Source organism: Kineococcus gypseus, from assembly GCF_050871305.1.
Classification (GTDB): domain Bacteria; phylum Actinomycetota; class Actinomycetes; order Actinomycetales; family Kineococcaceae; genus Kineococcus; species Kineococcus gypseus.
The window spans coordinates 1-8459 of record NZ_JBJLRD010000089.1 but is presented as its reverse complement, the minus strand read 5'-3'; the positions used below and the strand labels follow the sequence as shown (position 1 = coordinate 8459).

The 8459-nt window shown below is 72.5% G+C and carries 11 protein-coding genes; 5 read left to right on the top strand and 6 right to left on the bottom strand.

Translation table 11 applies throughout. From position 1 onward, the window contains the following. Positions 1 to 236: 236 nt before the first annotated feature. A complete protein-coding gene (locus ACRYMN_RS20290) occupies positions 237 to 842 on the bottom strand; it encodes a recombinase family protein (protein WP_432499146.1) in 606 nt (201 codons plus the stop codon). Between the two features lie 343 nt (positions 843 to 1185). Between ACRYMN_RS20290 and ACRYMN_RS20285 the strand changes: the two genes are divergently transcribed. Continuing rightward, on the top strand, positions 1186 to 1620 hold the full coding sequence (locus tag ACRYMN_RS20285; protein ID WP_432499144.1) for a nucleotidyltransferase domain-containing protein: 435 nt from the start codon (positions 1186 to 1188) through the stop codon (positions 1618 to 1620). 175 nt (positions 1621 to 1795) lie between these two features. Further along, complete coding sequence (locus tag ACRYMN_RS20280) at positions 1796 to 2245, top strand: YajG family lipoprotein (protein WP_432499141.1); 450 nt, start codon at positions 1796 to 1798, stop codon at positions 2243 to 2245. A gap of 40 nt (positions 2246 to 2285) precedes the next feature. Here ACRYMN_RS20280 and ACRYMN_RS20275 read toward each other — a convergent pair whose 3' ends face one another. Further along, positions 2286 to 2768, bottom strand: a complete 483-nt coding sequence (locus ACRYMN_RS20275; protein ID WP_432499139.1) for a toll/interleukin-1 receptor domain-containing protein — start codon at positions 2766 to 2768, stop codon at positions 2286 to 2288. A 368-nt stretch (positions 2769 to 3136) separates the two neighbouring features. Beyond that, positions 3137 to 3607 carry an ABC transporter substrate-binding protein gene (locus tag ACRYMN_RS20270; RefSeq protein WP_432499137.1) on the bottom strand — a complete coding sequence of 157 codons (471 nt, stop codon included), beginning with the start codon at positions 3605 to 3607 and terminating at the stop codon, positions 3137 to 3139. Between the two features lie 249 nt (positions 3608 to 3856). On the opposite strand from ACRYMN_RS20270, the gene ACRYMN_RS20265 reads away from it, so the two are divergent. Next, the gene (locus tag ACRYMN_RS20265) at positions 3857 to 4345 is read left to right on the top strand and encodes a hypothetical protein (RefSeq protein WP_432499134.1); all 489 of its coding nucleotides are present in this window, start codon (positions 3857 to 3859) and stop codon (positions 4343 to 4345) included. A gap of 45 nt (positions 4346 to 4390) precedes the next feature. On the opposite strand, the gene ACRYMN_RS20260 is transcribed toward ACRYMN_RS20265, so the two are convergent. Then, positions 4391 to 4744: a hypothetical protein gene (locus ACRYMN_RS20260; protein ID WP_432499131.1), complete on the bottom strand. Its 354-nt coding sequence runs from the start codon at positions 4742 to 4744 to the stop codon at positions 4391 to 4393. Positions 4745 to 5231: 487 nt separating this feature from the next. Here ACRYMN_RS20260 and ACRYMN_RS20255 point away from each other — a divergent pair, with 487 nt between their 5' ends. Together ACRYMN_RS20255 and ACRYMN_RS20250 are read left to right on the top strand one after the other, a co-directional pair. Continuing rightward, positions 5232 to 6074, top strand: a complete 843-nt coding sequence (locus ACRYMN_RS20255; RefSeq protein ID WP_432499128.1) for a ParA family protein — start codon at positions 5232 to 5234, stop codon at positions 6072 to 6074. After that, on the top strand, positions 6074 to 6373 hold the full coding sequence (locus ACRYMN_RS20250; RefSeq protein ID WP_432499126.1) for a ribbon-helix-helix domain-containing protein: 300 nt from the start codon (positions 6074 to 6076) through the stop codon (positions 6371 to 6373). Before ACRYMN_RS20255 ends, ACRYMN_RS20250 begins: the two co-directional genes overlap by 1 nt. A gap of 62 nt (positions 6374 to 6435) precedes the next feature. On the opposite strand, the gene ACRYMN_RS20245 is transcribed toward ACRYMN_RS20250, so the two are convergent. Together ACRYMN_RS20245 and ACRYMN_RS20240 are read right to left on the bottom strand one after the other, a co-directional pair. Continuing rightward, positions 6436 to 6690 carry a sigma factor-like helix-turn-helix DNA-binding protein gene (locus ACRYMN_RS20245; protein WP_432499123.1) on the bottom strand — a complete coding sequence of 85 codons (255 nt, stop codon included), beginning with the start codon at positions 6688 to 6690 and terminating at the stop codon, positions 6436 to 6438. Positions 6691 to 6716: 26 nt separating this feature from the next. Next, the gene (locus ACRYMN_RS20240; RefSeq protein WP_432499120.1) at positions 6717 to 7745 is read right to left on the bottom strand and encodes a replication initiation protein; all 1029 of its coding nucleotides are present in this window, start codon (positions 7743 to 7745) and stop codon (positions 6717 to 6719) included. Between the last annotated feature and the right edge of the window lie 714 nt (positions 7746 to 8459).

Genomic DNA, 8459 nt, shown 5'->3' with positions numbered 1-8459 from the left:
CTCCCACAGCTCGTCGGTGATCAGCTGACGAGGCTGAACAGAGGCGTCGGTGGCCATGCGATCCAGGCTGCGCCTGGCTCAGCGCGACACGCCAGAGCTTCAGACCAACTTCTGCAACGGTCTGTAAGCCAGCCCCTCACAAAAGCCATCCCGGTAGACCCGTCCGCCCCAACGTTCCGCATGCGAACGTCATGCGGCGCACTGCCCTGATGAGCGCGATGGAGATCGAACATGCCCTAGCGGGCTGCAACTGACGTCTCGCCCGGCTCGCCACCGGCCTGCAGCATCCGTTGAGCCTGCTGCGCCGTCAGAGTCCGGTACAGCGTGGCCCGGCTGACGCCCACGGCCGCGGCCACCTCGCCGGCAGGGCGCCCGGCGGCCAGCAGAGCGCGGGCGGCGGCCAGCTTCGCCGGCGTCATCAGCGCCGGGCGCCCGCCGCGCCGGCCACGGGCCACGGCCGCCTCCAGGCCTGCGGCGGTGCGCTCACGCAGCAGGTCGCGCTCGAACTCGCCGAGGGCGCCGAAGAGGTGCAGCACGAGGCGGCCGGTGGCGGTGGTGGTGTCGATGGACTCCGTGAGCGACCGGAAGCCCACTCCCCGCCCGTCGAGGTCGTCGATGAGTTGCAGCAGGTGGCGAAGGGAGCGGGCCAGGCGGTCCAGGCGCCAGACGACCAGGACGTCGCCGGGGCCGAGGCGGGCCAGGACGTCGTCCAGGGCGGGGCGGGCGGCAAGCGCCCCAGAGGCGGTGTCGGTCCACACCCGGTAGCACCCGGCCGCGGTCAGGGCGTCGTGCTGCAGGGCGGGGTCCTGCGCGGTGGTGGACACGCGGGCGTAGCCGAGCAGGTGACCGGGCCGCCGGGTCGGCTGTTGATCAGATGCCCGGGTGGGTGCAGCAGTGGCTGTGATCTTGGAGGCGGTGGCGGGTGCGCGGGTGGACACGGACGGGACCGTCTCAGAAAGCACCGACCGGCCGCTGGTGAGACGCACGTTTCGGACACGGGTTCTGAGACGGCGTGTCGCGGCCTTGGCGCCCCTGCCGCGGGGTGTCTCGAAAACGGTCGGTTCTGAGATGGCGCAGCCGGACAGCGAACGTGCCCGCACCTGCGTGGCGCAGCGGTCCACGACTGCCCCGAGGAGCAGGCGCGGCTTCGACCGGGCCCGGCGCAGGGCTGGGATCGTGGGGTCGGTGAGCGCACGCTTGAAGGGCCGCCGCCGCCAGGTGCAGCGACTGCTCAGCGACCTGACCGGGTGGGCGCAGCGCACGGACGTGCACGCCGCGGTTCTGGTCGGCTCCTACGCGCGCGGGCACGAGCGCATGGCCAGCGACGTCGACGTCGTGCTGCTGCTGCCCGATGCGCAGGCCCACCACGCAGCGAGCGGGTGGTTCGCCCAGCTGCGCCCCGGTGCCCGCCTGGTCCGCTCGGCGCTGTGGGGGCCGGTGCGCGAGCAGCGCTACCGCCTGCGCTGCGGTCTGCTCGTCGAGATCGGCCTGGCTCCCCTGAACTGGGCCGACGTCCCCCTCGACCCCGGGACCCGCCGGGTCCTCGCCGATGGCCACCGCATCCTGCACGACCCGTACGGCACGCTGAGCCGGGCAGCTGAGGCGCTCAGGCCCCTGTAGCCACCGCCGTGACGCCCGCTCCGGCCGCGCAGCACGGCGATCGCCCTCTCATGAACCGTTGCTTCTGAGATGGCTTGATGGAGTGCTAACCGCACGCTCCTGCCGATCTGCGGATGCTGCCTCCTACACGCCTCACCGGGTGCAACCGTCAGCGTGTAACCTGCGTGCGAGGTGAGTGCCGATGATCCCCCGCCGCCTGGTGCTGCTCGGGATGGGCGTGGCCCTGCTGGGCGCCTGCGGCTCACCGCCCTCCGAGATCGACGGCCCGGTCATCGTCATCACCGGCGAGGTGCACTCCACGATGGCAGGAGTGGCGGGCCCGGTGCTCGCGCTCGAGGACGGCTGCCTGCGCTTCGGTGCCGGCGGGGACGTGCTGGTCTGGGGCAAGGGCACCACCTGGGACGAGAAGACTCAGGAGGTGGTCTCTGTCGAGGGGGCGCGCCTTGGGATCGGTGAGCCGATCACCGTCAACTCCTCCCCCGTGCCCGACTTGGAGCAGGCGCTGGGCCGTGAGGGAGCCGAAGCCGCTGAGGCGTGCGGCAGCGCTGACAGCCCCGACGGGCACACCCCCGAGGGTGCAGCGCCCGCCCTGGTCGGCGCACTGGTCCCACATGGAGCGACTTAACGCTCAGCCCGCGGTGCGCGGGCGCATGGTCATCCCGCACTCAGAGGGCGGCTGCCTCTTCTTCGATGAGGACTCCCACGAGTTCGGAGATCTTCACGACGATGTCCTGCATGGACTCCTCCGCCGTGTCGAATCCGCCGCGTGAGGCGAGCATGGGGGCGATCTGGTCGAGTTCCTCGAACGTCGCGCCGTGCATGACCGGCACCAGGAGGTTGCGGCGCAGCAGGGCACTCAGCTCGCTGTTCGCGACGCTCCGGTCGTTCTTCAAGGTCTTCAGCATCTCGGGCGTCACCAGGACGAGCCCCATGCGGGAACTCGTGAGGCCCTTTTCGATGGCGATCCGCATGTCCGTGCCGGGGCGCAGGCTCACCTCGCTGAACCATGTCGCGACGCCCTGCCCCACGAGCCGGTCGTAGACGTCCTTCGCGTCGGCCTGGCGGTCAGGCCAGGCGTGGCAGAGGAAGACGTCCTGCTGCTGGGTCCTCTCCACGACCGCGGCGCGGACGGGCTCGAGGTTCTGCACCTGCGCGGCCGTGTAGGAGACGCTTGAGCCGCTCGGCTGCCATGACGGGCGAGCGCTCCGGCGGCCACCGCCCCCGCCTCCCCCGCTGCTCCCGCTCGACCGCACGGGCGCCGAGGAGTAGGACGGGTACCGCTGCGGCTCGGAGTAGCTGTAGCCGTAGCCACCGCCGCGCCCGTGAACTGGACAGTCAGCCCCGCCACCTCTGATGTGACCCCGTACCGGCGCTGTGCATCCCGACATGTGACCACGGTAGTCGCCCCCTCCGACAGCACACGGGTGCTCCTTGGACCGGCTTCACGGTCATCCCGCCGACGTCGTGCAGTCAGATGCGGGTGAGGTCCACTTCCCCGCCCCGGCGGCACGACAGCTCATGCGCTGCCCGCATCGGCGATGCGCCACGCCTCGGTGCCGCCGTCGCGCACCAGGATGTAGCCCCAAGCGGTCGGGCCGTCCGGCATGGAGGTGTCCGCCCCGCGCAGTTCGAAGGTCACCGGGACCAGGACCGCCTGCGCGTGCTCCTGCGCGTGGCTCTCACCCACCGCACCGTGCGCGCCCGCGGCCGCCTGCGTGATCGCCCCGGAGACCTCGACGTCCTCGATCGTCGGCGGATCCGCCGCCCACGCATCGCGCCCCGAGTACGGCTGGGTCGTCAGGGCCGCCGCTGCGGCCTCATCGCCTTCTTGCAGGGCCCCGAGGTAGGTGCGCACCACGTCCTCGGGGGAGGTGGAGGCCTCGACCGTGGCGGCCCCCGGCGCCAGGGTGTCGCCCGGTGAGGCACCGCACGCGGGGAGCACCACGGTGATCAGCGCCACGGCGATCAGCAGGGGAGTCCTCTTCACCACCTCAGTGCAGCAGGCGAGACCACCAGCAAGGAGCGGATCACGCAGGTGCACACCCGGTGTCCACGCGTTCCGACCCCGAGCAGGACCCCACGGTCATGCCGCCGTCCGGGCGCGGTCGCCGTCTCAAAAACGGTGGGTTCTGAGATGCCTCGCTGATCGGCGCGCTCTGCACTGACGTCGCCTTCCCCGCACTTCAGGCACCTGTCGTGCAGGCGAGCATCGAGCACGGTGGAGCAGACTCGACTCGTGCCGCTTGAGCCGTACCGCCCCACGGTGATCGCCATCGCGCCCGAGTACGACGAGGACTACTTCGCCTGGGACTACTCCCCCGGCGAGGCCGGCGCCTTGGAGGCAGCCGTGCTGGCCGGCCTCGGCGCCAGCGCCGAGCTGCTCGCGCGGCTGCGGGCCTGGAACGCCACCTACGCACAGCTGCCGGCCACCGACTTCCAGTGGCGCGCTGTGCAGAGCGAGGAGGACTGGCGGCACGAGGGCCTGCAGCTGGCGCTGGAGCTGCAGCGCCAGCTGCCCGGCGTCGAGGTGCACTACGGCGCCCCCGACGACCGCAACAGCACCGCTCCCTCGCTGCGCCAGCAGGTCGGTCTGCCGCCGCTGTCCAACGCGCCCCGCCCCGCCTCGAACGAGCGGGTGCCCGGTGCTTACGCCTACGCGCCTCTGAGCGGTGCGGCCCACCCACCGCGTGAGGCCGGTGAGACCGGCACCGCCTCACACGAGTGAGTCGCCTGAGTCGCCGCGCACCGCTGCGGCCGGCACTCAGTGCATCTAGTAGCGGAACAGGGCATCCAGCAGCGGGCCGTGCGCCGGCACGCGCGACCACCACCAGCTGCCCGCGAGCAGCTCGGGCCGGATCCAGCGCTGCAGCAGCCCCAGCTCATCTGGCGCGGTGGCCGCGCTGAAGGCGCGGTCCCCCACGGCCAGCGCCTTGCTGATCGCCACCGCCGCGTCGCGGGGCATACGCGCCAGGTCGCGCTGCCAACGATCGCGCTCTCCTAGCGCGTGGAAGTACAGGTCCAGCCCACCCTCGCCGTGCGCGAAGCCAGCCGCGAAGCGCTGCCACTCACGCACCTGCAGCCCCAGCAGCGCTGACGGCTCGCGCGGTGCGGGTCGGCGCAGCACCCGCACCGCGCTTCGCCCTCGGGCGTTCAACCGCACCGGCACGCCGCCCGTGGTCTCGCGCCACGCGCGGTGCGCAGCGGGCTCGTCGGGCGGTGAGGTCCACGGGTGTCGCAGACTCCGCCGTCGCAGGGGCTGCACACCGGAGAGAAGGTCCTCAGCCAAGACCTGGCGGGACGCTGGTGCCCCAGGCGTCAGGGATGCGGTGATGTCCATGTGCAAGGTCCGCGCGTGAGGGAAGGGGCCCGGAGCACGAACGCTCCGGTCGCGGACCTACCTGTCTGACCAAGCTAGCGGCTCTCCCGCAGCGCACGAGTGGCCTCCGGCTCTGGGTTCGAAGCTCCGTTGACGTGCGTTCGCGTGAGAACAGCGGAGAGGACTCGCAGGCGCGGCACCAACTGTTCGCCCGCTGCTCCTGCTAGACATTGGGTAGCCACTGGTTGTCAGTGGTAGCCATCGGCTAGCCAGTCACCGCGAGAGGAGCTTGGTCGTGTTTACCCTCGCGATCGCCAACCAGAAGGGCGGGGTGGCCAAGACGACTACGGCCGCCAACGTGGCCGACGCCGCCGCTGAGCTGGGCGCGCACGTGCTGCTGGTCGACCTGGATCAGCAGGGCAACGCCACCGCCCTGACCGACGCCACTGCCCGCGTCTTCGACGGCAACGCCTTCGGCAAGCCGCAGCAGCTGACTGTCTCCGATGCCCTCTACGCCGCGCAGGAGCGCGCTGGCGCTGTCGTGCAGGCCGGCACCGTGCACCAGGTCGCAGTGCCGGCCGGTGAGCACTGGTCGTCGCGGCTGCGGGTGGCTCCTGCCAATCAAGACTTGGCCGCCCGCAACGGCGAGTCCTTCCCCGGCGCAGCTCAACGACTGGCTGTGGCTCTGCAGGAGGCTCCGGGTCCGCTGGACCTGGTCGTGCTCGACTGCGGGCCCAGCCTGGGCGGGCTGTTCCTGGCCGCTATGCACGCCGCTGATGCGGTGGTGGTGGCCACCGAGGCAGCCGACAACGCCTTGGAGGGCATCCCGCGCACCCTGGAAGTCCTGGCGCAGGTGCGTGCTGCTCGTGGAGGCCCCGCCCCAGTACTGCTCGGGGTGCTGCCCACCGCACTGGCGCGTGAGGCCAGGCAGGGCGAGCTGCTGGACTTCCTGCGTTCCTCCTACCCCGACGTGCTGCCCCCGGTGCCCCGGCGGGCGGTGGTGCGCCAGGCCGAGGGCGCCCACGCCCCGGTGCGCGCCTTCGGCGCCGCCGGCCGCGAGGTCGCCGCCGTCTACCGCCAGCTGGCCGAGCACGTCCTGCACATCGCCGGCATCCGCCCGCACGAGGAGGTCTCCTGATGCCCAAGCCCACCACCCGCATGCCTCAGGTCGCTCCCCCGGCGCCGGATCCCGCACCGCCCGCTCCGGTGCTGACCCCGGCGCCGGACAACGGCCAGCCCTTCGCCCAGCAGCCCAGCCAGCAGCCCGCCACCGAGACGGCGCCCGTGCGCATCCCGCGACGCGGCAAGCAGCTGGGAGCACGCATCCCCACCGACCTGTACGAGCGCCTGGCCGCCTGCGCGCAAGCCACCCGCATCCCGCAGGGCCGGTTGATCGAGAGGGCACTGGACGCAGAACTAAAGATCCACGGCTTCTAGCCACTGACTACCCATTGGCTACCATTCTGGTAGCCAATGGGTAGTCAGTGGCTTTTCACCGGCTACAACGCGGGCTGCTCAGCGTCCGCGGCTTGCGCCAGCTTCTTGGCCTCGTGCAGCAGGCGGCCGACGGTGCCGATGGGCACGTCCATCTCCGCGGCGATCTCACGGTGCTTCAGGCCCTTAGCGCGCAGCTCCACGGCCCGGTCGCGCCGGGCCTGGGCGCGGGCCAGGAAGTCCTCACGCGGCTCGGCCACGAGGCGCTTGACGGTCGCGGGGGAGACGCCGAAGTGGGCAGCGGCCTCCCGGGCGGTCATCTTGCGACGCGCCGGTCGCTGAGCACTCACAGCACGACCTCCGCCATCTGCTCCGCCGTCACCTTTCGACGGGTCAAGGATGCCTTAGCGGCGTTGCTGCGGCGTGCCTCTGTCTGGGCGGGTGTGCTGCTCTTGCCGGCCTTGCTCCGGGCGGCTGAGGCGCTGGGCTGGGCGGCGCGCTTGTGCCCGCGGGCGGTCTGGATGCGCACCAGGCCCTCGCGGGAGAGGTTGCGCCAGACCCAGCGGGCCACGGACTGCGCGGTGTGCCCGACCTCGGCGTGCGGCAGGGGCACGGCGAACTCGGTGTTGATGTTGAGAGCGACCGCGGTGACGGTCTGCTCCCACTCCTCGCGCTGCTCGTAGCGGTAGCGGGCCCGGTAGGCCCAGGTGCGCAGCGCCTCGAAGAGGTGGTGGTTGCGCCCCAGCCCGCTCTGCTCGCGCGCGTGCGGGGGCAGGGAGCGCGGCAGCAGGGCGCCCAGGCCGGCGGCGAGCTCAGTCAGCTCGTAGGGGCGGGCGCGGCCCCAGTAGGGGTACCAGCCGTCGTGGGTGGGGTTCTTCGTCAGCAGCCCGGCGTAGCCGGCATCGCCGTCCAGGGCCCGGCGCAGGCCCTCTTGCACCCGGGCGGCCAGGGCCAGGGGAGCGGTGCGGGCGGCGTCGGTGCGGCAGACGGGGGAGGAGAGGACCCAGCCGACGTGCCCGCGCCCGCTGACGCCCTCGGCGACCCAGGAGGGCTCGGGGTGCTCCAGGGGCCGGCTGATCGCGCGCAGGAGGGTGTCGGGGTGGTCCACGTCGATGACGAGCATGGACAGCAGCGCCTTGGGGGAGTGCTCCAGGTACCGGCGGGCCAGCGCGGCGTCACGGCTCTGCCGCCAGCAGCCGCGCGTGAGGTCGTCGGTGGCCAGCGGCCGGCGCGGGGACCACGCCGCGGTCCAGCCGTCCGCATCCAGCCGCGCGTCCAGCCCCATCGCCAGGCCCGTGCCCAGCGGCGCGCCGGCGGGCGCGCTGAGCTGGTCGCTGGGCTGCGCGCGAGGAGCAGCGCTGGCCTTCCCTGGCATGGCGGCAACCGTGGCAGCAAGATCCCCCGGTACCGCCCGGACACGCCGACCGCTGCCCGACTTTCTTCGAGTGGCTCAATCAGGGCTAGCCAAATCAGGTAGTTCCGCTCTGGCTGCTGCTGGACCTCCTCTACCGCCCTCTCCCGCACACTCCGCCACAGACAGGGGAGTCCCCTCTGAGCTGCTCGCCCCCTGTGTACTGGCGTGCCCTCCTGCCAGCCACGCCGCCACCTGGCCCCACCAGCTCGTGGCTGCGTGTGGCGGTCAACACCACTCCGTTGCCGAGCCAGAGCCTCCCCTGCCTGGCTCCGGTTACCGACGCCGACGACGAGCGGCTGGCCGCCTTGCGCCGGCGGGTGGTCGAGCCGGCGGTGCGCAGCCTGCTGGCACCGGGCGATCTAGAGGCGCTGAGCGTGCACTGGGGCGTGGACGGTAAGGCGGCCGACGTCTGGGTGCGCATCGACGTGCTGGACGATCGCCGCGAGCAGCCGCTGGTCTCAGTGTGGTTCGTCGGGCACGCGCCTCCTGCGGTGATCTCCCCACAGGTGTGGGGAGATCACCGCACCGATTCTGAGGTGGCGGGTGAGGTTTCGGTGGGGGGGGGGGGGGGGGGGGGGGGGGGGGGGGGGGGGGGGGGGGGGGGGGGGGGGGGGGGGGGGGGGGGGGGGGCGGGGCGGGGGGGCGGGGGCGGGGGGCGGGGGGGCGCGGGTCGGG

Coding starts and splice junctions, on each gene's coding strand:
- ACRYMN_RS20250 (WP_432499126.1), top strand. CDS start 6,074: ATGCCCAAGCCCACCACCCGCATGCCTCAGGTCGCTCCCCCGGCGCCG.
- ACRYMN_RS20240 (WP_432499120.1), bottom strand. CDS start 7,745: ATGCCAGGGAAGGCCAGCGCTGCTCCTCGCGCGCAGCCCAGCGACCAG.
- ACRYMN_RS20245 (WP_432499123.1), bottom strand. CDS start 6,690: ATGACCGCCCGGGAGGCCGCTGCCCACTTCGGCGTCTCCCCCGCGACC.